Origin of the sequence: Nocardioides fonticola (assembly GCF_039536805.1) — a bacterium.
Taxonomy (GTDB): Bacteria; Actinomycetota; Actinomycetes; order Propionibacteriales; family Nocardioidaceae; genus Nocardioides; species Nocardioides fonticola.
Map to the genome: position 1 here is coordinate 37,475 of NZ_BAAAZH010000002.1, position 24,124 is coordinate 61,598.

A 24,124-nucleotide genomic window follows, 5' to 3' on the forward strand; every position below is an offset into this window, starting at 1 on the left:
GGGGTTCAGGCTGTCGTGGTGAGGGGTCTGCTGAGGGTGGTGGTGCCGGTGGGGGTGCGGAGGTAGTGCTGGCCGTGGGGGCTGGTCCAGAGATAGCTGGAGCCGTCGGTGCCGGGTGGTCCGCTGGTGCTGGTGTAGGTCCAGCCGTGGTGGGTCTTCACACGGTGGTGATGTCGACAGAGCGCGGCGAGGTTGTCTGTGCTGGTGCTTCCGCCTTGATCCCACGGGACGATGTGGTCGATGTCGGCTGATCTGGCGGGCCTGGTGCAGTGGGGGAAGACGCAGGTGACGTCGCGGAGGATCACCTGTTCGCGGAGGAGGGTGGGGATCTCGTAGGACTCGCTGCTGCGGTGTTCGGCGAGGTCGAGGACGGGCCGGACGACGAGTTGGGTGTCGGGGTCGGTGCACCACGAGCGGAGGGTGTCGAGGTCGATCGCGGTGCGGGTGTTCTCGACCCGGGCCACCGACCCGAAGGGGTTCTGGCCGGGTGCGTGGCTGATGTGGACGTAGAGCTGGAGGGTCCGCTTGCTGCGCACCGGCTCGGCCACCGACGCGGCATCTGCCGGGAAGCTGAGGGGTGTTTCGCGTCGTGCGAGTTCGCCGAGGGCCATAGCCCGGCGGGCGTCCAACGACTCCTCGCAACCCAGGTCTTTCAACTGGGAGGCGATGGCGGCGAGGGCGTCCTCGAGGTCCAAGGCGTCGGCGAGGTCGAGGGCTCCTTCGATGTCGACGCGGCCGTGGAAGTCGACGTGCCGGGAGTAGATGGTGACGTGCCGCTTGTCGTCGGCAGCTTCCCGCCTCGCACGCAGGACCTCGGGGTCGGCTTCTGCTTCGGCGGCTTTCACGGTCTGCTCGATGCCGCGTCCGCCGATGGAGTGCGCGAACGACGCCAAGCGTTGGTCGACCAGTGCGACGGCTTCGGGTGAGAGCAGGCGGGTGGCTTGGGCGATCTTCCGGGCCCGCCACACCGTCACCTCACCGGCCTCCACCCGTCGCCAGCACCGCGGCAGCCGAGCGGCGAGCTCGAGGGCGTCGCCGATGTAGTAATGCCCGGCATCGGTCGACAGGCCGATCGCGGCGGCGAACTCATCGATGCAGAACTCCGCCACCAACGGGGCGCCTTGGCCGGCGATCGCCACCTCGCGTTCGGTCCCGGGAACACAGGCGCTGTCCCACTCATCAGCCGCGGGGTGGGCGAGGGCCCAGCGGGCGGCGGCGATGAATACGGAGCGTTCGGCGTCCTCGGCCACCACCCGCGCATCGCGCGCGAGGACCAGGAGGGACCGCGGGTCACGCGGGTCCAGTTCTTCCTGGTGCGGGGTGGTGGAGGCCATGCCTCAGTCTACTCGAACATGTGTTCGAATACAAGGGTTCGACGGTCTGAATCTCGTTGGTTCTGGCGGCTGTCCGGCCTCCTGGGCTTCGAGGCCCTCGCCCGGGGGCTCGGGCACCTCAGCCACCGGTCGGGAGCCGTAGATCGTCCCTGCTGTCGGCGTTCGTCTTGCTGGGTCTCGCGGCTCGGCGCCGGGGCGCCTCGCACCTCGACCACCGGAAGCGGGCTCGGTCGGTGGTCGAGGTGCGAGCGCATGCGAGCCGCGCGACCCCAGCACCCGAGTGGCAGCGGCAAGCACCCACCCGCGTAGCCGGCGCCTTTCACCCGGAGCGAGTGGCGACCCGAACGCCGAGCGCAACCCGGCATCGCCGTAGTGGGCGCCTTTCAACCCAAGCGAGCCCGAAGGCCGGGATGAGGCACCGAGCGACGACGGCGTCCCCATTGTCAGCGTCCACCGCGCCGGGTCTCGCGGCTCGGCGCCGGGGCGCCTCGCACCTCGACCACCGGAAGCGATCGGTGGTCGAGGTGCGAGCCGCGAGACCCCCGCACCCGAGAAGCGGCGGCAACTGCCCACCTGCGTAGCCAGCGCCTTTCAACCGCAGCGAGCGAGGCAGCCGGGAGCAGGCACGGAGCAACGACGACGTCCCCGCCGTCGGCGTCCACCGCGCCGGGTCTCGCGGCTCGGGGCCGGGGCGCCTCGCACCTCGACCGCTCGACCCGGAGGCGGGCTCGACCACCGCAAACCTCAGCAGGACCTCCGCACCTCAGCACGGCAGACATCTCGCCCCGGTCCGCCGTAGGCAATGTCGCGATCCTGGTCGCCGATGAGCCTGTCGGGCCCGCCCCGACCGATGAGGACGTCGTTGCCGAAGCCGCCGATCAGTTCATCGGCTCCGCTGGTGCCGAGCAGCCGGTCGGCCCATTCGTTGCCCCGGGCGACCTCGATGCTCGTCATCCGTCCGCGGCCGTTGCCGTAGAGCACCGAACCCGCTGCGAGATCGATGGTCGCCCTCCCCTTGCCGGTGATGCTGACGGTGTCGCGGCCGTCGCCTCCCGCGACCCGGGTGCGGCACCGTTCGCCTGAAGTGCAGCGGTCCTCCTGGCCATCGCCCCCGGCGTCGTACGCGGATGCCGGGTAGAGGACGTCGTCGCCGGCGCCGCCCCGCTCGACGAAGCTCGCGGCGCCGTCGAAGCGGGTGTACTCCACGCCGGACCAGTTGGCACGGATGGAGTCGTCGCCGGGGCCGCCGATCGCGGTTCCCGACTGGTCGATGGCCAGGGTGTCGTCGCCCTCGCCGCCGCGAGCCGTACCGGCGCGCACCGTGACGGTGTCCGCGCCCGCGCCCGCGTCGATCGTGCCGAAGACGGTGCTGAGCGTGTCGTCGCCGCCCGCGCCGTCGATGACGTCGGCGCCACGGTGGGTGGTCGGGATGTCATGGTCGATCCAGATCTCCGGGTTGTCGGTGCCCCGGAAGATGTCGGCCCCCGTGCCGCCGGAGAAGGCGGTGACCCCGCTGAAGGTGTCGTGGCCGGCGCCGTCGACCACGCCATCGGCGACCTGGAAGTCGAGGGGTTCAGGGCCGCTGTAGCCCAGGATCGCACCCGAGCCCGGGGAGGCGGTGACCGTGTCATCGCCGAGACCGGGAGCGGCCGTGGTGTCGGACCCGGTGCCCTGGACGATCAGCTGGTCGTTCCCGTCGCCGCCGGCTCCCGTGGTGGAGAGGTTGTCGGTCATGGTGATCACGTCGTCGCCGGGCCCACCGTCGGCGGTCGAGAAGCTCGCCGACGTGGGGGGCGCGGCGCCCGGATCGGGCTGACCCAGGTAGAGGTGGTCCGGACCGTCGCCTCCGGAGAGTTGAACCTTCGCGCCGGTGCCGACCAGCGTGTCGGCTCCGGGGCCGCCGGCGGCGCGGATGCTCGCGCTCACGTGGATGGTGTCATCGCCCTCGGAGGCCAGGACCCTCCCGAACTCGCGGTACATGACGAAGCCGGTCAGGTAGTTGCAGACGACGTCGTCCCCGCCGCCCGGATCGATGGTGACCCTTCGGAATCCCGCGGACGAGATGACGTCGGGTCCGTCGGTGCCGACGATGGTCTGATCGTCGGCGGTCGCCACGATCGTGGCCGCGCGGCCGTCGCAGGTGGTGTCGGCCGCGCTGTCCGTCGGTGCGGCCGCAGTGGGGACGGCGGCGCCGGTCCAGGTGGCCCAGCCGAGGGCGAGCGCGAGGATGCTGTTCCCGAGAAGGTGTGGCATCGCGTCACCCCACCTCGATGAGCACGGCGGACGGCACCCCCCTCAGGGTGGGTGTCCCTCCTCTCTTCGGGGCGCTCGATGCCGACTCAAGCCGGATCCAGCAACCCCCGCGTCGCCTCGTTCAGCGGAAGCGCCGCCGCGGTCGCGTCCGCCCGAGCGGCCTCCTCCTCCCGACCCAGCCGTCGCAGCAGGACGGCGCGGGCGGCGTGCCGGTAGGCGTACTCCTCGAGATCGGGGACGGCGTCGATCGCGGCCAGCCCGGCCTCGGCGCCGTCCCGTTCGCCGATCGCGACGGCGCGGTTGAGCGCGGCGACGGGCGAGGGGTCGACGGCGAGCAGGACGTCGTACCAGGAGACGATCGCCGCCCAGTCCGTCGCCTCCCAGTGCGGGGCGAGGGCGTGGCAGGCCGCGATGGCGGCCTGGACGACGAAGCGGTGCGGCCGGTCGCCTGAGCGGTGCAGCGCGTCGCCGAGGAGCGTGACGCCTTCGGTGATCGCCGCGGTGTCCCAGCGGGAGCGGTCCTGCTCGGGCAGCAGCACCGGGACGCCGTCGGCGTCGAGGCGGGCGTCGCGGCGCGAGTGCTGGAGCAGCAGCAGGGCGAGCAGGCCGGCGGCGCCGGTATCGCCCGGCTCCAGACGGTGCAGCAGCCGCGCCAACCGCACGGCCTGCTCGGCGAGCTCGGGACGCAGCAGCGCCTCGCCGCCGCTCGCGGCGTAGCCCTCGTTGAAGAGCAGGTAGACCGTCACCAGGACGGCGTCCCAGCGCTCGGGCAGCTCGTGGTCGGCCGGCACCCGGTAGGGGATGCGCGCCTGGCGGATCTTCTGGCGCGCCCGCACGAGCCGGCGCGCGACGGCGTCCTCGGTGCTGAGCAGCGCGGTGGCGATCTCGGCCTCGGAGAGCCCGCACAGCGTGCGCAGCGAGAGCGCGACCCGGCTGGCCGGAGCGAGGCTGGGGTGGCAGCAGGTGAAGATCAGCCGCAGCAGGTCGTCGTGGAGCACGCTGGGCTCGATCTCGTCGGCCCAGCCGGGGCGGAGGTCGGGGTCGTCGTGCACGGCACGCTCCTCCCGGGCTCCGCGGCTGGTCTCGCTGCGGAGCAGATCGATGGCCCGCCGCTTGGCCACGAGACGCAGCCAGGCGACGGGGTTCGGGGGGACGCCGTCGCGGGGCCAGGTCTCCAGTGCGCGGACGACGGCGTCCTGGACGGCGTCCTCGGCCAGGGCCAGGTCGCCGACGTGCCGGGCGAGGGTGGCCAGCACGTCGCGCCCGGCGTCCCGCACCAGCGCCGCGAGTGCGGCGTCGGGTGCGGGAGCCGGAGCGGACGGCGGGCCCGACGGGTCGTGCGAGGTCATCCCATCGGGATGACGGGGCGCACCTCGACGGCGCCGCCGTTCCAGGCGGCCGGGATCTTCGCTGCGGCGGCGATGGCCTCGTCGAGGTCGGCGCACTCGAGCAGGAAGAAGCCGCTCAGCACCTCCTTGGTCTCCGCGAAGGGGCCGTCGGTGGTGACGACGTCGCCACCCTTGCCGCCGGTGGTGCGGACGGTGGTGGCGGTGGCGGTCGGGAACAGGGCGGCACCGCCGCGGATGATGGCGGCGGCGGCCTGGCCGAACTCGCCGTACTCGGCCATCTCCTCGGCCTGCTCGGGCGCGGTCCAGTCGAGGTCCTCGGCGGAGTAGATGACGGCGGCGTACAGGGGCATGGTCGTTCTCCTCGGTGTCGGGGACGACCGTGCGTCGTCCTCATGAGGATGACGGAGCCGCACCGGGCCGGGAGGACACAGTCGGTCGGATTCATCCCGAATTCGCCGCGACCGGTCTGGACCGGAGCGTGGGGTGCGCGGGTGCCGAACGGGCACCTTGACGAACTAGAACACGTTCCATGAAGCTGACGCGTGTCAGTTTGAGAGCTGGGTCACATCGCACAGTGGCCCGTCAGCGAGGTGAAGAACGTGACCCAGGCCCCGCCGCCCGCCGATCTGAAGATGCAGCGTTCGAGCCGGGACGCCGCCACGGTGCCCGCCGATCTCGCCGCCTGGCTCAGCGGCCTGCTCCCGCCGGGCGCCGACCCGCGCGTCACCCTCCACTCCGGCATCGCGGCCAACGGCATGAGCTCGGAGACCCTCATCCTCGACGTCGACTGGACCGAGGACGGCGAGCCCCGCCACGACGAGTACGTCGCCCGCGTCGCCCCGGCGGCCGGTGACTTCCCGGTCTTCCCGCGCTACGACCTCGGCGACCAGTACGAGGCGATGCGCCTGGTCGGCGAGCTCACCGACGTCCCCGTGCCGACGGTCGGCCACATGGAGGCCACCGGTGCGGTGCTCGGCACCCCGTTCTTCCTCATGGACCGCATCGACGGCGCCGTCCCGCCCGACGTGCTGCCCTACAACTTCGGCGACAACTGGCTCTACGACGCCCTGCCCGAGCAGCAGCAGGCCCTCCAGGAGAACTCGGTCGGCGTGCTCGCCCGGCTGCACGCGATCCCCGACGCCCGCCAACGTTTCGCCTTCCTCGACCCCGGTCAGCACGGGTACGACGGCCCGACGCTGCTCGCCCGCAACCTCGCCCGCACCCGCGCCTGGTACGAGTTCGCCGTCCTCGACCTCGGACGCTCCCCGCTCATCGAGCGGGCGCTGGCCTGGCTCGAGCAGCACCTGCCCGACGCCGCCGACGAGGACGCCGTCCTGTGCTGGGGCGACTCGCGCATCGGCAACATGATGTACCGCGACTTCGCGCCGGTGGCGGTGCTCGACTGGGAGATGGCCGCCATCGGGCCGCGCCAGCTCGACGTCTCCTGGATGCTCTTCGCCCACCAGGTCTTCGAGTCGATCGCCGGCATGCTCGGCCTGCCCGGCATGCCGCACTTCCTGGCCGAGGACGACGTCGTGGCCGCCTACGAGCGGATGACCGGGACGACGCTCGGCGACCTCACCTGGTACCACGTCTACAACGGCCTGCAGTGGTGCATCGTCTTCATGCGCACCGGTGCCCGACAGATCCACTTCGGGGAGATCGAACGCCCCGACGACCTGGAGTCCCTCTTCCACTGCAAGCCGCTCGTGGAGCGCATTTTGACGGAGGCCGGCGCGTGATCTCCCCCCTCGACGAGTTCCCGATCCACCAGTCGCCGGCGCCGGTGCTGTGGCCGGCCACCAGCGACCGCAACTTCTACGACCGCAACTACTTCAACGCCCACGACCGCACCGGCGAGATCTTCGTGATCACCGGTCTGGGCTACTACCCGAACCTCGGCACCAAGGACGCCTACCTGCTCGTGGCCCGCAACGGCCAGCACACCGCCGTCCACCTCTCCGACCTCTGCGACGGCGACCGGATGAACCAGCACGTCGGCGCCTACTCCGTGGAGGTGATCGAGCCGCTGCAGACGATCCGGCTGCGGTTGGAGGAGACCGAGGGCATCAGCGCCGACCTCACCTGGGAGGGCTCCTTCCCGGTGATCCAGGAGGAGCGGCACATCCTGCGCTCGGGGTCGCGGGTCACCCTCGACGCCCAGCGCTTCGCCCAGGTCGGCACCTGGAGCGGCCACCTCGTCATCGACGGCGAGCGGATCGAGATGACCCCCGACCGCTGGGTCGGCTCGCGCGACCGCTCCTGGGGCATCCGCCCGGTCGGCGAGGCCGAGCCCGCCGGGGCACCGGCCGACCCGCCCTTCGACGGCATGTGGTGGCTCTACGTGCCCATGCGCTTCGAGGAGTTCGCCCTCGTGGTGATCCTCCAGGAGGACCCGAACGGCTACCGCACCCTCAACGACTGCCACCGGGTCTGGCCCGACGGTCGCATCGAGCAGATGGGCTGGCCGCAGGTGCGCATCCACTACACCTCGGGCACCCGCACGCCCACCGGTGCGACGCTGCACCTCACCACGCCGTCCGGGACGCCGATCGAGGTCGAGGTCTCCTCGCTGCTCGCCGCTCCGTTGCACGTCGGCGGCGGCTACGGCGGCGACCCCGACTGGACCCACGGCATGTGGAAGGGCGAGAAGTTCGCCGAGCGCCTCACCTACGACCTCGCCGACCCCGCCGTGCAGGGCCGGTTCATGTTCGGCTGCGTCGACCACGTCGGCCGCGCCGTGCTCACCGAGGACGGCCGCACCCACGAGGGCTGGGGTCTCTTCGAGCACTTCGCGATCGGCCGCCACGACCCCACCGGCTTCGGCGACTGGTTCGCCGTCGCGCCCTGAGCATCTCCGCCCGACCGACCCCGCCGACCCTGCCGACCCCGCCGACCCCGCCGACCCCGATCAGCCCCGCCTGTGGAGGAATCCCCATGAGTCTCGACCGCGACACCCTCTTCATCGACGGCGACTGGGCCGCCCCGGCCACCGACGCCGTCCTCGAGGTCGTCAACCCGGCCACCGAGGAGGTGATCGCCCGGGTGCCCGAGGGCTCGACCGCCGACGTCGACGCCGCCGTCGCGGCCGCCCGGCGCGCCTTCGACGAGGGCCCCTGGCCGCGCATGACGCCGGCCGAGCGCATCGCCGTCCTCGAGCGCTTCTCGGGCCTCTACGCCGCGAAGCTGGTGGAGATGGCCGAGCTCATCACCCTCGAGATGGGCTCGCCGACGACGTTCTCCAACCTCGCGCAGAGCCCGGCTCCGTGGATGCAGATCGAGGCGTTCCTCGCGATCGCGCGGGAGTTCCCGTGGGAGGCCGAGCGGCCCGGCGCCCTCGGTGCGCCCGTCGTCGTCCGGCACGAGCCGGTGGGCGTGGTCGCGGCGATCCCGCCGTGGAACGTCCCGCAGTTCACCACCCTCTCCAAGGTCGTGCCCGCGCTGCTCGCGGGATGCACGGTCGTGGTGAAGCCCGCGCCGGAGTCGCCGCTCGACGGCTACCTCATGGCCGAGCTGCTCGCCGAGGCCGGCGTCCCGGCGGGGGTCGTGAACGTGGTGGCCGCCGGCCGCGAGGTGGGGGAGCACCTGGTCGCGCACCCCGGCGTCGACAAGGTCGCCTTCACCGGCTCGACCGCGGCCGGACGCCGCATCGGCGCCGTCTGCGGCGAGCAGCTCAAGCGCTGCTCGCTCGAGCTCGGCGGCAAGTCGGCCGCGATCGTGCTCGAGGACGCCGACCTTGCCGCCACGATCGAGGGCCTGAAGTTCATCGGCCTGATGAACTCCGGCCAGGCCTGCGTGGCGCAGACCCGGGTGCTGGTGCCGCGTCACCTCGAGGCGTCCTTCGCCGATGCGCTCGGCGAGGCGGTGGCCGGCATGCAGGTCGGCGACCCGATGGACCCCGCCACCGAGATCGGCCCGATGGTCGCCCAGCGCCAGCAGGAGCGCGTCGAGAAGTACATCGCGCTCGGCCAGGAGGAGGGGGCGCGGCTGGTCACCGGCGGCGTCGGCATGCCCGCCGGGCTCGACCGCGGCTGGTTCGTGCGGCCCACCGTGTTCGCCGGCGTCGACAACCGCATGCGCATCGCGCAGGAGGAGATCTTCGGCCCCGTGCTCTCGGTGATCGCCTACGACGGGGTCGAGGACGCCGTCCGCATCGCCAACGACTCCGACTACGGCCTGGCCGGCACCGTGTGGACCGCCGACCCCGAGGCCGGCCTCGCGGTGGCCCGCGGCGTGCGCACCGGCACCTACGGCGTCAACACCTACACGATGGACTTCGCGGCCCCCTTCGGCGGCTACAAGGCCTCGGGTCTGGGCCGCGAGTTCGGTCCCGAGGGGTTGGCCCAGTACTGCGAGCTGAAGTCGATCTACACCGCCGCGCCGGCGATGTGAGATCGGGGCGGGTGCCCCGGGAAAGTTTCGGCGGGTACCCGCCGAAGGTTCAGCGGGTACCCGCCGAAACTTTCGGTGCCCGGCTGAAGCTTCGGACGCGAACCGAAAGATCCAGCGCGTACCCGCCGAAACTTTCGGGGCCCGACCGGCCATGTGAGGTCACGCGTCATCACATAGTGAGACGCGGTCTGGACCACTTTCCCGCGGTTGACATGCGGATTCGCTGTGTCAAGCGAACGATTCGTTACCGAGGGGTACATCGCGAGACGTCCCTCACCTACCCTCGCCTGTATGAGCGCCTCCACTCCGAGCCCTGCCGGCGGTCCCCTCGTGGGCGGTCCGGCCGACCCCGAGCACGACCCCACCGCGGCCTACGTGCTCGAGCCCGACTACGTCGCGAGCCTCACCGGTCGCATCGTGTCGACCACGGGGGAGTCCAAGCAGAGCCACTCGCCGATCAACGGCGCTCCGGTCGCGCACATCCCGCAGTCCAGCGAGGACGACGTCGTCGAGGCGTTCGCCCGGGCGCGCCGCGCCCAGCTGGCGTGGGCGCGCACCAGCATCGACCACCGCGCGGCGATCCTCATGCGGCTGCACGACCTCGTGCTCGACCGCCAGGAGGAGATCCTCGACCTCGTCGTGTGGGAGTCGGGCAAGGCCCGACGCCACGCCTACGACGAGGTGCTCCACATCGCGCTCACCGCGCGCTACTACGCCCGCACCGCCCACCAGCACCTCGACACCCAGCGCAAGTCCGGCGTCGTCCCGGTGCTCACGCGGGTCGAGGTCAACCGGGTCCCCAAGGGCGTCGTCGGCATCATCAGCCCCTGGAACTACCCCTTCACCATGGCGCTGTGCGACGGCCTCCCGGCCCTGCTCGCCGGCAACGCCGTGGTCACCAAGCCCGACGCCCAGACGATGCTGACCGCGCTGCTCGGCGCGCAGCTGCTCGAGGAGGCCGGCTTCCCGAAGGACCTCTGGCAGGTCGTGGCCGGCCCGGGCTCGCGGGTGGGCATGTCGATCATCGACAAGGCCGACTACGTCTGCTTCACCGGCTCGACGGCCACCGGCAAGCTCATCGCCAAGGCCTGCGCCGAGCGGCTCATCGGCTGCTCCCTCGAGCTCGGCGGCAAGAACCCGATGCTCGTGCTGCGCGACGCCGACGTCGAGCGCGCCGCCGAGGGCGCCGTCCGCGCGGCCTTCTCCAACGCCGGCCAGCTGTGCGTCTCCATCGAGCGGCTCTTCGTCGCCGACCAGGTCTACGACCGCTTCGTCGAGCGCTTCGCCGCCCGCACCGAGGCGATGGCGCTCGGCGCCACGCTCGAGTGGGGCCCCGAGATGGGCTCGCTCATCTCCCAGGACCAGCTCGACACCGTCGTCGCCCACGTCGAGGACGCCGTCGCCAAGGGCGCCCGCGTGCGTGCCGGCGGCCGTGCCCGTCCCGACCTCGGCCCGTACTTCTACGAGCCCACCATCCTCGAGGGCGTCACCCCCGAGATGACCTGCTTCGGCAACGAGACCTTCGGTCCGGTCGTCTCGGTCTACCGCTTCCACGACGAGGCCGACGCCGTGGCGCGCGCCAACGACGGCGAGTACGGCCTCAACGCCTCGGTCTACAGCCAGGACGGTCCGCGGGCCCGCGAGATCGCGCGCCAGATCAAGTGCGGCACCGTCAACGTCAACGAGGCGTTCGCTGCCACCTTCGCCAGCATCGACTCCCCGATGGGCGGCATGCGCGAGTCCGGCATGGGCCGCCGCCAGGGCAGCGAGGGCATCCACCGCTACACCGAGTCCCAGTCGGTGGCCACCCAGCGCCTGCTGCGGTTCTCGCCGGTGCTCGGGCTCTCCGACAAGTCCTACGCCACCGTCATGAACGCGAACCTGCGACTGCTCAAGAAGCTGGGAAGGGCCTGAACCCATGAGTGACACCTTCGACTACGACGTCCTCGTCATCGGATCCGGCTTCGGCGGCTCCGTCACGGCCCTGCGCCTGACCGAGAAGGGCTACAAGGTCGGCGTCATCGAGGCGGGCGCCCGCTTCGAGGACAAGGACTTCTCCAAGGGCACCTTCGACATCACCCGCTACCTGTGGGCCCCCGCCCTCGGCTGCTACGGCATCCAGCGCATCGACGCTGTCCGCGACACGATGATCGTGGCCGGCGCCGGAGTCGGCGGTGGGTCGCTGGTCTACGCCAACACCCTCTACGAGCCGCTCCCGGCCTTCTACCAGGACCCCCAGTGGCGTCACATCGCCGACTGGAAGACCGAGCTGGCGCCGTACTACGACCAGGCCAAGCGCATGCTCGGCGTCGTCGAGAACCCCGTGCGCACGCCCGCGGACGACGTCATGGAGAAGGTCGCCTCCGACATGGGAGTGGGGGAGACCTTCCACCCCACGCCGGTCGGCGTGTTCTTCGGCGGTCCGGGCGCCGCCCCCGGCGAGCAGGTCGAGGACCCGTTCTTCGGCGGCGAGGGCCCGGCCCGCAACGCCTGCACCAACTGCGGCGAGTGCATGTCGGGCTGTCGGCACAACGCCAAGAACACCCTGGTGAAGAACTACCTCTACCTGGCCGAGAAGAACGGCGCGCGCATCATGCCGCTCACCACCGTCACCCGGCTGCGTCCGCTGGCCGGCGGCGGCTACGAGGTCTCGGTGAAGTACACGAAGGCCAAGCGCGCCACGGCGAAGACCACCCGCGTGCTGACCGCCGAGCACGTCGTCCTCGCGGCGGCCTCGCTCGGCACCCAGAAGCTGCTGCACCGCATGAAGGACGAGGGCCACCTGCCGGCGCTCTCCGACCGGCTGGGCTACCTCTCGCGCACCAACTCCGAGTCGATCCTCGGTGCCATCGCGCCCAAGACCGACCCCACCGACTACACCTACGGCGTGGCCATCACCTCCAGCTGGCACCCCGACGAGAACACCCACATCGAGCCGTGCCGCTACGGCAAGGGCTTCAACACGATGGCGCTCATGCAGACGGTGCTCACCGAGGGCGACACCGGTGAGCCGCGCTGGCGTGCGTGGCTGAAGGAGATGTGGAAGGAGAAGCGCAACCTCACCACGCTCTACGACCTCAAGCACTGGTCCGAGCGCACCGTCATCGCGCTGGTGATGCAGAGCCTCGACAACTCCATCACCACCTACGGCAAGCGCAGCAAGCTCACCGGCCGCTGGCACATGACCTCGCGCCAGGGTCACGGTGCGCCCAACCCGACCTGGATCCCGGTCGCCAACGAGGCGGTCACCCGCATCGCCGGCGTGCTGGGCGGCACGGCCGGCGGCAACATCGGCGAGCCGTTCAACATGCCGCTCACCGCCCACTTCATCGGCGGCTGCGCGATCGGCGACTCCCCGGAGACCGGTGTCATCGACGCCTACCAGCGCGTCTACAACTACCCGGGGCTGCACATCGCCGACGGGTCGGCGATCTCGGCCAACCTCGGCGTGAACCCCTCGCTCACCATCACCGCCCAGGCCGAGCGGGCCATGGCGTTCTGGCCGAACAAGGGAGAGGCCGACAAGCGGCCGCCGCTGGGCGCGACCTACGAGCCCCTGGAGCCGGTGGCGCCGGCGCGTCCCGCCGTCCCGGCCACCGCGCCGGCGGCGCTGCGGCTGCCGATCGTCGGGGTCTCCTGACCCGCCTCGACCGCCCCGACCCCCGGTCCTTCGACGGCCCCCGGCCCGCGTCCGCACGCGGTCGGGTGCCGTCGGCGTCCCGGCCACGAACACGGCCGGTCCAGACCAGTCGAAGAAGTTCCATGACCTCGCGTCACCCCCCGTAACCCCCGCCCCGGAGCGTCGTTGAGGAGCATGGACCCGGCAGTCATGCTCCCTCCCAATCGCCGGGTCGCGGTCCAAGCGCTGTCCAACAGGTGCGTGGACGCTCAGGGCCCGGCCACCCTCCCTCCCCGGCCGGGCCCTGGTGCATTTCCCGGGTGTTTCCCTCAGTAGGGTGAGCTCATGAGCCAGGCCTCGCCGGACGTCGTTCCGGACCGCGACCGTGACCCTGCCGACCCCGCCTCCGAGCACGACCTCGTGCTCGTCGTCGACTTCGGCGCCCAGTACGCCCAGTTGATCGCCCGCCGCGTGCGCGAGGCGCGGGTCTACTCCGAGATCGTGCCCCACACGATGCCGATCGCCGAGATGATCGAGCGCGGGCCGAAGGCGATCATCCTCTCCGGCGGCCCCTCCTCGGTCTACGAGGACGGCGCGCCGACGATCGACCCGGCCGTCTTCGGCACGGGCGCCGCCGTGTTCGGCATGTGCTACGGCTTCCAGCTGATGGCCCAGGGCCTCGGCGGCACCGTCTCGGCCACCGGGGCGCGTGAGTACGGCCGCACCCGCGTGCAGGTCGGCCACGCCGGCACCCTGCTCGGCGGCATCCCCACCGAGCACAACGTCTGGATGTCGCACGGCGACTCCGTCACCGCGGCGCCCGAGGGCTTCGCCGTCCTCGCCTCCACCGAGTCGACGCCCGTGGCCGCCTTCGAGGACGTCGACCGGCGCCTGGCCGGCGTCCAGTGGCACCCCGAGGTGCTGCACTCCGAGCACGGTCAGCGGGTGCTCGAGCACTTCCTGTGGGACATCGCCGGCTGCCGCCAGACCTGGACCATCGGCAACATCGCCGAGGAGCAGATCGAGCGCATCGCTGCGCAGATCGGCCCCGACGGGCGCGCCATCTGCGGCCTGTCGGGCGGCGTCGACTCCGCCGTGGCCGCCGCGATCGTGCAGAAGGCGATCGGCGACCGGCTCACCTGCGTCTACGTCGACCACGGACTGATGCGCAAGGGCGAGACCGAGCAGATCGAGCGCGACTTCGTGGCCTCCACCGGCGCCAAGCTCGTCGTCGTCGACGCCGAGCAGCAGTTCCTCGAGGCCCTGGCCGGGGTCAGCGACCCCGAGACCAAGCGCAAGATCATCGGCCGCGAGTTCATCCGCACCTTCGAGGCCGCCGAGATCGAGGTCATCAAGGACGCCCCGGCCGGCACCAAGGTCGGCTTCCTCGTGCAGGGCACGCTCTACCCGGACGTCGTGGAGTCCGGCGGCGGTGCCGGCACCCACAACATCAAGAGCCACCACAACGTCGGCGGACTGCCCGACGACCTGGAGTTCGAGCTCGTCGAGCCGCTGCGCACCCTGTTCAAGGACGAGGTGCGCCTGGTCGGCGAGCAGCTCGGCCTGCCGCCGGAGATCGTGTGGCGCCACCCGTTCCCCGGCCCCGGCCTGGGCATCCGCATCATCGGCGAGGTCACCCGCGAGCGCCTCGACATCCTGCGCGAGGCCGACGCCATCGCCCGCGAGGAGCTGACCAAGGCCGGCCTCGACCGCGACATCTGGCAGTTCCCGGTGGTGCTGCTCGCCGACGTCCGCTCGGTTGGCGTCCAGGGCGACGGCCGCACCTACGGCCACCCCGTCGTCCTGCGCCCGGTCACCTCCGAGGACGCCATGACCGCCGACTGGGCGCGGCTGCCCTACGACGTCCTGGAGAAGATCTCCACGCGCATCACCAACGAGGTGCGCGAGGTCAACCGGGTCACCGTCGACATCACCTCCAAGCCGCCGGGCACGATCGAATGGGAGTGAGCATCCGCCGCGCGATCGCCCGCGCGCTCCTGCGGCTCTCCCGGTGGCGCACCACCGGCGAGCTGCCGCAGTCGGCGATCCTGGTCGGCGCTCCGCACACCTCCAACTGGGACTGGGTGCTGACGATGCTCCTGGCCTGGGACTACGGCGTGACGATCCGGCTGCTGGTCAAGGACTCCCTCTTCAAGGGGCCGCTGGGCTGGCTGCTGCGCGCCACCGGAGCGGTCTCCCTCGACCGCGACAACCCCAAGGCCACCATCGAGGCGCTCCTGGCCGAACAGGCCGCCTCCGACACCTTCCTGCTCGGGTTGGCGGCCGAGGGCACCCGGTCGCGCGGGGAGTACTGGAAGTCCGGCTTCTACCGCATCTCCCAGCAGACCGGTCTGCCGATCACCCTGGCGTTCCTCGACGCTCCGAGCCGCACCGTCGGCTGGGGGCCGACCTTCCACCCCAGCGGCGACGTGCGGGCCGACATGGACCGCATCCGCGACTTCTACGCGCCGATCACCGGCATCCGGCCCGAGGGCTTCACCACGCCGCGCCTGCGCGAGGAGGACGCCGGAGCGTGAGCGACCTGCGCTGGGCGGTCGTCGCGAGCAGGGAGCTCGGCGACGCCGACCGGTCCGCGCTGCGCGAGCTCTGGGACGACGCGTTCGGGGAGCGATTCTCCGACGACGACGCCGACCACGCCTTCGGCGGCGTCCACGTGATCGCCCGCGACGACGAGGGACGCCCGGTGGCGCACGCCAGCGCGGTGCCGCGGCGGCTGCGGGTGGGGGAGACCTGGTTCGAGGCCGCCTACGTCGAGGCGGTCGCGGTCGCCCGGGCCCGGCGGCGCCAGGGGCTCGGCACGATCGCGATGGAGCTGCTCGCCGACCAGATCGCCGCCGGATGGCCCTTCGCGATGCTCTCCACCGGCAGCCACGGCTTCTACGAACGGCTGGGCTGGCGGCGCTGGGCCGGCCGTTCGCTCACCCGGCGCGCCGACGGCGCCGAGGAGTTCGACGACGAGCACGGCGGGCTCATGGTGCTCGTGCCCGACGGCGTCCCGGTGCCCGGTCTCGACCTCACCCTCGACGTGGTGTGCGAGGACCGCGCCGGCGACGCCTGGTGATCCGCGCGCGGCCGCGCATGGCAGGCTCGCCCTCGTGATCCGCGATCTGAGCGACGACGAGGCACGCGAGGCCCTGGTCTGCAAGTGGGGGCTGGTGGCCCCCGACGTCCTGCCCGCCTGGGTCGCGGAGATGGACTACGCGATCGCGCCGCCCATCACCGAGGCGCTGCACCGCGCTGTCGCCGCGGGCCGCACCGGCTACCCGCAGTTCGCGGCGGGTGGCGCCCTCGGCGCGGCCTACGCCGGCTTCGCGGCCCGGCAGTTCGGCCACGAGGTCGACCCCGAGCGCGTCGTCGCCACCGTCGACGTGACCGCCGGGGTGCGCCTGGCCCTCGACGTCCTCGCGCCGCCCGGACCGTTGCTCATGCCCGTCCCGGCCTACAGCCCCCAGCTCGCGATCGCCGAGATCTGCGGGCGCGAGCGCCGCGACCTGGTCGTCGAGCCGGACGCCGCGCACGCGGGCATCGACCTCGCCGCCCTCGACCGGGCCTTCGCCGACGGCGCCCGGGTGCTGCTGCTCACCCAGCCGCACAACCCGTGGGGTCGGGTCTTCTCCCGGGCCGAGCTCGAGGGCATCCGCGACGTCGTCCGGCGTCACGACGCGTTCGTGATCAGCGACGAGATCCATGCCCCGATCACGCTGGGCGACGCCGTCCACGTGCCGTACCTCGCGGTTACCGGCACGGCCGAGCACGCCGTGGCGGTCGTGGCCGCCTCGAAGGCCTTCAACATCGCCGGTCTCAAGTGCGCGCAGATGGTTACCGCCGACGAGCGTCTGCACCAGCGGCTGGTGACCGCTCCGATGGCCCGCAACGACTCCTGGTCGGTGCTCGGCGTCGAGGCCTCCATCGCCGCCTACGCCGAAGGCGACGCCTGGTTGGCCGCGCTGCGGACGACGTTGACCGCTCGACGCGAGCAGTTCGTCGCCGGGCTCGCCGCCACCCTGCCGCTCGCGCGTATGCGCCCGCTGGAGGCGACCTACCTCGCCTGGGTCGACCTGCGCGCCTACGGGCACGACGACCCTGCGGCGCGCGCGCTCGACCTCGCGCGACTGCAGGTCTCGGCCGGCCACGACTACCACCCGGGACTGGCCGGGCATGTGCGGGTCAACATCGCGACCAGCGAGGCGCGGGTCGAGGAGATCGTGCGTCGCCTCGGGGTCGCGGTCGGCTGACCCGCCGCTCGACCCGCGGCCCGACCCGCGGCCCGACTGGTCGCGGTGCGGTCAGCGAGCGCGCTTGCGCTGGGCCTTCTGGGCCTTCTTCGTGCGGCGACGCAGCTGGAGGATGCGCAGGGTGCCGGCGATCGCCGTCAGCAGGATGCCGGCGGCGGTGGCGGCCAGCAGCGCGACCGCCACCGAGACCTGGCCCTCCCAGACGAGGAAGCGCACGGTCGTCTTGGCGGTGTTCTGGGCGATGAAGATGATGAGCAGCACCAGGATCAGGCCGAGACCCACCGTGCCCACGAACGCGCCGCTCGTGCGCGACCCACGCAGCGGGTCGGCGATCGGCGGGGCCGGGCGCTCCTCGGTGGGCGGCGTGCCGGGAGTCCCCGAGGTCGGCTCGGCGCCGTCGGCGGCTCCGGTCGCCGGGTCGGGCGAGAGGTCGAGCGGACCGGACTCGGGGCTGTCGGACGTAGGCGTGCTCACGTCTCCGACCGTAGCGGAGCAGACACCGTGACACCCACCCGAGCGGGTGCCTGTCATCGTGGTCTCGGACGCGCCTTCGCAGGGCTCTGCCCCGGTCGGGGGTGCGGCGGGATCCGGCCCGTACCCCGGGTGGCATAGACCACTCCCGGGGAACCGTCGTTCCGCGTGACTTCCGGTCCGAACGGACCTAGAGTTTTCAACGAACCGCTGGTGACCCGAGACGCCAGCGGTTCTCTACATTTCCGGGTGTTCCATCCCCGGGCGCGGGCCGTGGATCTGGCCTGGATCAGGCTCCGGCGAGTTCCCGCGCGACCGGCTCGAGGATCTGTTCGGCGAAGCGCTCCATGCCGTCGAGCTTCTGCTCCAGCCCGCAGTCGAGACCGTGGTAGTAGGCCCAGGGCATCGTCATCACGTCGGTGACGCCGCGCTCGCCGGCGCGCAGGAAGTGCTCGGGCAGGAACGCGTCGCTCAGCGCGGTGATGACCGAGAACGGCCGCTCGTTGCCGGCCTGCTCCCGCAGTTCGGCGAGGCGGCGTGCGTGGGCGGCGGCCTCGTCGGTGGTGTAGATGTCGCCGACCCAGCCGTCGTGGCGGGCCGCACGGGCGAAGGCGACCTCGGAGAGTCCGCCGACGTAGATCGGGATCCGTCCCGGCGGGGTCGGCTCCATGACCAGTCGCGGTGCCTCGTAGAACTCGCCGCTGAACGTGCTCCAGCCCGGCGACCACAGCTCGGCGAGCAGGTCGAGGGCCTCGTCGGTACGGCGTCCCCGGGTGCGGAAGTCGGCCTCGAGCAGCTCGAACTCCTCCCGGCACCAGCCGATGCCGACACCGAGGGCGACCCGTCCGCCCGAGAGCACGGCAGCGGTGCCCACCGACTTGGCGACCTGGAAGGGGTTGCGCATCGGCAGCACGTAGATCGAGGTGAAGAACCGCAGCCGGGTCGTCAACGCCCCGAGCGCGCCCACCAGCACCCACGGATCGGGCCACTGCGCATCGGACTGCCAGCGCCGTGCGCCGTCCTTCGTGTACGGGTAGGGCGTCGTCAGCTCTTCGAGGTCGACCACATGGTCGGGCACGGCCAGCGAGTCGTACCCGAGGCGGTCGGCGGCCTGAGCGATCGCCGGCAGGTCGGTGACGGGCAGGTAGGCGGTGCTGATCGAGAAGCGCACCCCCGCAGCGTAGCGGGAGAAATAGAACGCGTTCTAGAAGTCGTCGTCGGCGATGACGTGCATGGCGGCCTCCTCGGCCGACGCGCCCGCCCCGTCGATGCCGACGTCGTCGCCGACGAGGTCCTTCTCGGTGTCCTCGCCCCAGCCTTCGTCGGGGGCGACGAGGCGTCCGGCCCGTCGGTCGCCGACCTCGCCGTCGTCGAGGACCTCCTCCTCGACCTCGTCGCGATCGAGGACGGCGTACGGGTCGGGCTCGGGCGCCTCCTGCGCGATGCGTTGGTCGAGGGTCTCGCCGACCGCCTCCTCGTAGGGGGTGTTGCCGAAGCCCTGGCCGGCCGAGGGCTTCTCGGGCGGGGAGTAGCCGCGGTCGAGCTCGTCGTCGACCTCGCCCTCGACGTCGTCGAGACGATCGGCGTTGACCGGCTGGTCCTCGGCGTCCTCGGGCAGGTCGGGCTCGTACTCCGCGCTCGTCATGGCCTCGACCCTAGGCACCCGTCGAGCGCGGTCGCGTCATCCGCGGGGGTGGTCGTACAGCGTGGTGCGCTCGCGGACCGGCCTGCCGATACCGTCGGCGATCTCGGCCAGCTCGGCGACGGTCTTGGCCGAGCCGTGCTCGGAGCCGGCCATCCGGGAGATGGTCTCCTCCATGAGCGTGCCGCCGAGGTCGTTGGCGCCCGAGCGCAGCATCGCCCGCGTGCCCTCGACGCCGAGTTTCACCCAGGACGTCTGGATGTTGTCGATACGGCCGTGCAGGAGGATGCGCGCCATCGCGTGCACCGCGAGGTTGTCGCGCAGGGTCGGGCCGGGCCGGGCGACGCCCGCGAGGTAGATCGGAGCGCTGGTGTGCACGAAGGGCAGCGGCACGAACTCGGTCAGCGCGGCGTTGCCGTGCTCGCGGGCGGCGTCCTGGACGCCGGCCAGCACCCGCAGGTGGGCCACCCAGTGCCGCGGGTTGTCGACATGGCCGTACATCATCGTCGAGGTGGTCGGGATGCCGACGCGATGCGCGGTGGTGATGATCTCGACCCACGTGCGGGTGGGCAGCTTGCCCTTGGTGAGGATCCAGCGCACCTCGTCGTCGAGGATCTCCGCCGCGGTGCCGGGGATCGAGCCCAGACCCGACTCGCGCACCTTGATGAGGAAGTCCTCGATCGAGAGGCCCGTGCGGGCGGTGCCGTTGACGATCTCCATCGGGGAGAAGGCGTGCACGTGCATGTCGGGCACGCGCTGCTTGACGGCCTCGACCAGCTCGAAGTACGCGGTGGCCGGCAGCTCGGGGTCGATGCCGCCCTGCATGCAGACCTCGGTGGCGCCCAGCCCCCAGGCCTCCTCGGCACGGTCGGCGACCTGGTCGAGGGAGAGCGAGTAGGCGTCGGCGTCGGTGCGGCGCTGGGCGAAGGCGCAGAAGCGGCAGCCGACGTAACAGACGTTGGTGAAGTTGATGTTCCGGTTGACCACGTAGGTGACGTCGTCGCCGACGACCTCGCGGCGCAGGTCGTCGGCCAGCCGGCACACCTGGTCGAGCAACGGGCCCTCGGCCGTGATGAGCGTGAGCGCATGCTCGGGGGAGAGGTTGCCGGGGTCGTGCTCGGCAGCCGCGAGGGCGTCGCGACCCTCGGCGTGCAGCACCGCCGGCGCGCCGCCGAGGCTCGCGGCGGCCTCGCGCACGGCGTCCCAGTCGCCGTAGACGTGGGCGAAGTCGGAGCGCCGGTCGTCGGTGCGGCCCTCGGTGTCGACCGCCTCGTGCAGGTCGGTACGGCCGCGGCCGCCGCCGGCCTCGGCGAAGCCGCCGTCGGGCTCCTGCCACGGCAGACCGGTGGGCCGGACGCCGTCGCGGGCCAGGCCGTCGGGCCCCACCAGGGCGGCGACATGGCCGCTCAGCCGCGGGTCGAGCCACGGCTCGCCGGCGCGGACGTACTCGGGGTGGATCGTCAGCCGCGGACGCAGGTCGAACCCGCAGGACGCCGTGATCTCGCGCAGCCGCTCGACCGAGGGCCAGGGCCGCTCGGGGTTGACGTGGTCGGGGGTGAGCGGGGAGACCCCGCCCCAGTCGTCGACACCCGCGCCGAGCAGCAGGCGGCACTCCTCGAGGTCGACGAGGTTCGGCGGCGCCTGGATGCGCGCCTTCGGGCCGAGCACCAGCCGGCTGACGGCCAGCACCGCGCGGTACTCGGTGAGGCCGAGGTCGTCGCGGTGCCGCATGGCGGTCTGCGGCTTGGCCCGGAAGTTCTGGACGATGACCTCCTGGATCGCGCCGTAGGCGCGCATCGCCCCGCGGATCGCGAAGATCGTGTCGGCCCGCTCGGCCAGCGTCTCCCCGATACCGACCAGCAGACCCGTGGTGAACGGGACGGTGAGCCGCCCGGCGTCCTCGAGCACCTGGAGGCGCACGGCGGGGTCCTTGTCGGGGGAGCCGTAGTGCGCGAGGCCCTTGGTCTCGAACAGTCGACGCGAGGTGGTCTCGAGCATGACGCCCATCGAGGGGGCCACCGGCTTGAGCCGGTTCATCTCCTCCCACGTCATGACGCCGGGGTTGAGGTGGGGCAGCAGGCCGGTCTCCTCCAGCACCCGGATCGCCATCGCCCGCACGTAGGCCAGGGTCGAGTCGTAGCCCTGCTCGTCGAGCCAGGCCCGGGCCTCGGGCCAGCGGTCCTCGGGCCGGTCGCCGAGGGTGAACAGCGCCTCCAGGCAGCCCAGGGCGGCTCCGTCGCGGGCGATCTGGAGGATCTCGTCGGGGGAGAGGTAGGGCGTCCGCCCCTCCCGCTCGGCCTGGGCGGGCGTCTCGACGAAGGTGCAGTAGTGGCACCGGTCGCGGCACAGCTTGGTGACCGGGATGAAGACCTTGGGCGAGTAGGTGACCACGCCCGGCCGGCCGGCCGCGACCAGCCCGGCGTCGCGGACGGCCGCGGCCGCGGCACAGAGACGGTCGAGGTCGTCACCCGTGGCCGCCAGCAGGGCGGTGGCCTCGGCAGGGTCGAGCGCCGCCCCCCGCTCGGCCCGCGCGAGCGCGCGCCGGATCTGCTGGGGGGTGGGGGTCTCGCCTACCGACGGAGCGATCACTCGGTCAGGCTAACCCGAGCTGCCGACGCCTCGGCGAGTGGTCCGTCCTGCGTGCCGCCGTGCTCCCCGCGGGCCAGCTTCGAGGGCCACCAGATGCGGTCGCCGAGATCGAGGTTGATCGCGGTGACCAGCACCGAGCGCACGATGATCGTGTCGAGCAGGACCCCGAGCGCGACCGCCGTGCCGAGCTCGGCCAGGAACACCAGGGGCAGGGTGCCGAGGACGGCGAAGGTCGCTGCCAGCACCAGGCCGGCCGAGGTGATCACGCCACCGGTCGAGGACAGCGCGATGAGCGAGCCCTCGCGGGTGCCGCGCTCGAGGGTCTCCTCGCGGACCCGGGTCATCAGGAAGATGTTGTAGTCGATGCCGAGGGCGACGAGGAAGACGAACGTGAAGAGCGGGAACCCCGGATCGGCGCCGGCGAAGCCGAAGACGTAGGTGAAGATCAGCGCCGAGATGCCCAGGGCGGCGCCGAAGGACAGCACGACGGTGGCCAGCAGGATCAGCGGTGCGGCGACGGCACGCAGCAGACCGATCAGGATCAGCAGCACGACGATCAACACCAGCGGGATGATCACCTTGTTGTCGCGTTCGGAGGCGGTCTTGGTGTCGACGTAGAAGGCCGAGCCGCCGCCGACCAGAGCGTCGGCGTCGGGGACGGCGTGCACGGCATCGCGTGCGGCGTCGACGATGCCGAAGGCCTTCGGCGAGGAGATGTCGGCGTCGATCGGCGCCTCCACGTAGACCCGGTCGGCGCTCACCGGCCGCGGGTCGGTGAGGGTGCCGAGCCCGCTGACACCCTGGAGCGCCTTCGCCACGGCGCCGACGCTGTCGGCGTTGCTGACCACCTGGACCGTGTTGGAGTTGTCGAGCAGGCCGTGCTCGACGAGCACCTTCTGACCCTTGATGGAGTCGAACTCCTTGGTGTAGCTGTCGGCGGTCGAGAGACCGGCGGTGTCGAGCTTGACCAGGCCGAGGCAGGCGATGCCGAGCACGATCGCGGTGCCGACCCACACGCGGCGGGGCCGCGGGGAGATGGCGGCACCGACGCGGGCCCACAGGCCCGAGGCGGTGGGCTCCTCCGAGCCGAAGGTCGGGCGCTTCGGCCAGAAGATCCAGCGGCCGAAGATCACGAGCAGTGCGGGCAGCACGGTGACCATGACGACCACCGTCACGAGCACGCCGATCGCGTTGACCGGGCCGAGGCCCGCGGTCGAGTTGAGGTCGGCGGCCAGCAGGCACAGCATGCCGACGGCGACGGTGGCCGCGCTGGCGAGGATCGCGGGCGCCGCCCGGTGCAGGGCGAAGGCCATCGCCTCGTGCCGGCTCTCGTGGCGGCGCAGCTCCTCGCGGTAGCGCGCGATGAGCAGCAGGGCGTAGTCGGTGCCGGCGCCGATGACCAGGATCGAGAGGATCGCCTGACTCTGCCCGTTGACGGTGAGCCCGGCGTGCTTGGCGAGCAGGTAGATGAGGCCCTCGGACATCTGCAGCGACAGGCCGGCGCAGAAGATCGGCAGGATCCAGAGGATCGGGCTGCGGTAGGTGAACAGCAGGATCAGGATGACGATGCCGAAGGTGGCCAGGAGCAGCGTGGTGTCGAGACCGCCGAAGGCCTCGGACGCGTCGGCCGCCTGGCCGCCGAATCCGGCCAGGTGCACGGTGACGCCGTCCATCTTCGTGATCTCGCGGATCTTGTCGGCGGCGTCGGGGATGTCGTTCCACCCGTTCTTGCCGAAGTTGAAGGTCAACGCGGTGACCGCGACCTCGCCGTCCTGCGAGTACCCGCCGAACCCGAGCGCGGCGGCCTGCTCGGGGGTGAGGACCTGCCCGGTGACGCCGTCGATCTTCGCCAGGTCGGTGGCCTGGGCGGTGATGGCCTGCTTGTCGGCGTCGCTGAGGCCGCCCGGCTTGTCGTAGACGATGAGGGTGGGGATGTCGTTGGGGTCGACGGTGCTCGACAGCTCGTTCGAGACCTCGGTCGACTCCGCCGAGCCCGGCAGCCAGGAGGAGGCCTCGTTGTTCTGGACGTCGGCCAACTTCGCCGCGAGCGGGGCCAGCAGACCGACGAGGATGAAGGCGAGGACGACGACGGCGGGGGCGGTGCGCTTGCCGGCGAGGCGGCCGGCGATCTGTCGATGCATGAGTGAACTCCAGCAGAGAGCGGGGACATTCGGCATCGGGATTACCCCCGAGCCCACCCTGAGAGACAGCTGAGCGCC

The 24,124-nt window shown here is 71.8% G+C and carries 18 protein-coding genes; 9 read left to right on the top strand and 9 right to left on the bottom strand.

The annotated features are described in order from the left end of the window. Window positions 1-5: 5 nt before the first annotated feature. The 4 genes from ABD671_RS01835 to ABD671_RS01850 all read right to left on the bottom strand — a co-directional run bounded on the left by ABD671_RS01835 (window position 6) and on the right by ABD671_RS01850 (window position 5,286). Window positions 6-1,334, bottom strand: a complete 1,329-nt coding sequence (locus tag ABD671_RS01835) for an HNH endonuclease signature motif containing protein (RefSeq protein ID WP_344731498.1) — start codon at window positions 1,332-1,334, stop codon at window positions 6-8. Between the two features lie 744 nt (window positions 1,335-2,078). Further along, entirely contained in the window at window positions 2,079-3,587 is a 1,509-nt protein-coding gene (locus ABD671_RS01840) for a calcium-binding protein (protein ID WP_344731499.1), read from the bottom strand. An 86-nt stretch (window positions 3,588-3,673) separates the two neighbouring features. Next, window positions 3,674-4,936, bottom strand: a complete 1,263-nt coding sequence (locus tag ABD671_RS01845) for an RNA polymerase sigma factor (RefSeq protein WP_344731500.1) — start codon at window positions 4,934-4,936, stop codon at window positions 3,674-3,676. Beyond that, a complete protein-coding gene (locus tag ABD671_RS01850) occupies window positions 4,933-5,286 on the bottom strand; it encodes a YciI family protein (RefSeq protein ID WP_344731501.1) in 354 nt (117 codons plus the stop codon). The genes ABD671_RS01845 and ABD671_RS01850 overlap by 4 nt, the downstream gene beginning before the upstream one ends. Window positions 5,287-5,535: 249 nt before the next feature. Here ABD671_RS01850 and ABD671_RS01855 point away from each other — a divergent pair, with 249 nt between their 5' ends. The 9 genes from ABD671_RS01855 to ABD671_RS01895 all read left to right on the top strand — a co-directional run bounded on the left by ABD671_RS01855 (window position 5,536) and on the right by ABD671_RS01895 (window position 17,203). Then, a complete protein-coding gene (locus ABD671_RS01855; protein WP_344731502.1) occupies window positions 5,536-6,678 on the top strand; it encodes a phosphotransferase family protein in 1,143 nt (380 codons plus the stop codon). After that, complete coding sequence (locus tag ABD671_RS01860; protein ID WP_344731503.1) at window positions 6,675-7,787, top strand: Rv3169 family protein; 1,113 nt, start codon at window positions 6,675-6,677, stop codon at window positions 7,785-7,787. Before ABD671_RS01855 ends, ABD671_RS01860 begins: the two co-directional genes overlap by 4 nt. 86 nt (window positions 7,788-7,873) lie before the next feature. After that, a complete protein-coding gene (locus tag ABD671_RS01865) occupies window positions 7,874-9,328 on the top strand; it encodes an aldehyde dehydrogenase (RefSeq protein WP_344731504.1) in 1,455 nt (484 codons plus the stop codon). Window positions 9,329-9,619: 291 nt separating this feature from the next. Beyond that, window positions 9,620-11,242 carry a succinic semialdehyde dehydrogenase gene (locus ABD671_RS01870; RefSeq protein WP_344731505.1) on the top strand — a complete coding sequence of 541 codons (1,623 nt, stop codon included), beginning with the start codon at window positions 9,620-9,622 and terminating at the stop codon, window positions 11,240-11,242. Window positions 11,243-11,246: 4 nt separating this feature from the next. Beyond that, on the top strand, window positions 11,247-12,968 hold the full coding sequence (locus ABD671_RS01875; RefSeq protein ID WP_344731506.1) for a GMC family oxidoreductase N-terminal domain-containing protein: 1,722 nt from the start codon (window positions 11,247-11,249) through the stop codon (window positions 12,966-12,968). Between the two features lie 324 nt (window positions 12,969-13,292). Beyond that, a complete protein-coding gene (gene guaA, locus ABD671_RS01880) occupies window positions 13,293-14,915 on the top strand; it encodes a glutamine-hydrolyzing GMP synthase (protein WP_344731507.1) in 1,623 nt (540 codons plus the stop codon). Continuing rightward, window positions 14,912-15,484: a lysophospholipid acyltransferase family protein gene (locus tag ABD671_RS01885; protein ID WP_344731508.1), complete on the top strand. Its 573-nt coding sequence runs from the start codon at window positions 14,912-14,914 to the stop codon at window positions 15,482-15,484. The genes guaA and ABD671_RS01885 overlap by 4 nt, the downstream gene beginning before the upstream one ends. Continuing rightward, window positions 15,481-16,029, top strand: a complete 549-nt coding sequence (locus tag ABD671_RS01890) for a GNAT family N-acetyltransferase (protein WP_344731509.1) — start codon at window positions 15,481-15,483, stop codon at window positions 16,027-16,029. Before ABD671_RS01885 ends, ABD671_RS01890 begins: the two co-directional genes overlap by 4 nt. 34 nt (window positions 16,030-16,063) lie before the next feature. Continuing rightward, on the top strand, window positions 16,064-17,203 hold the full coding sequence (locus ABD671_RS01895) for a MalY/PatB family protein (RefSeq protein WP_344731510.1): 1,140 nt from the start codon (window positions 16,064-16,066) through the stop codon (window positions 17,201-17,203). Window positions 17,204-17,254: 51 nt separating this feature from the next. On the opposite strand, the gene ABD671_RS01900 is transcribed toward ABD671_RS01895, so the two are convergent. The 5 genes from ABD671_RS01900 to ABD671_RS01920 all read right to left on the bottom strand — a co-directional run bounded on the left by ABD671_RS01900 (window position 17,255) and on the right by ABD671_RS01920 (window position 24,046). Then, the gene (locus tag ABD671_RS01900) at window positions 17,255-17,677 is read right to left on the bottom strand and encodes a lipopolysaccharide assembly protein LapA domain-containing protein (protein ID WP_344731511.1); all 423 of its coding nucleotides are present in this window, start codon (window positions 17,675-17,677) and stop codon (window positions 17,255-17,257) included. Between the two features lie 286 nt (window positions 17,678-17,963). Next, a complete protein-coding gene (locus tag ABD671_RS01905; protein ID WP_344731512.1) occupies window positions 17,964-18,845 on the bottom strand; it encodes a TIGR03619 family F420-dependent LLM class oxidoreductase in 882 nt (293 codons plus the stop codon). A gap of 33 nt (window positions 18,846-18,878) precedes the next feature. Then, window positions 18,879-19,319, bottom strand: a complete 441-nt coding sequence (locus ABD671_RS01910) for a DUF5709 domain-containing protein (RefSeq protein WP_344731513.1) — start codon at window positions 19,317-19,319, stop codon at window positions 18,879-18,881. 36 nt (window positions 19,320-19,355) lie between these two features. Beyond that, complete coding sequence (locus ABD671_RS01915; protein ID WP_344731514.1) at window positions 19,356-21,905, bottom strand: bifunctional FO biosynthesis protein CofGH; 2,550 nt, start codon at window positions 21,903-21,905, stop codon at window positions 19,356-19,358. Then, window positions 21,902-24,046 (bottom strand): MMPL family transporter, encoded by a 2,145-nt coding sequence (locus ABD671_RS01920; protein WP_344731515.1) that lies wholly within the window; start codon window positions 24,044-24,046, stop codon window positions 21,902-21,904. The genes ABD671_RS01915 and ABD671_RS01920 overlap by 4 nt, the downstream gene beginning before the upstream one ends. Window positions 24,047-24,124: the final 78 nt, after the last annotated feature.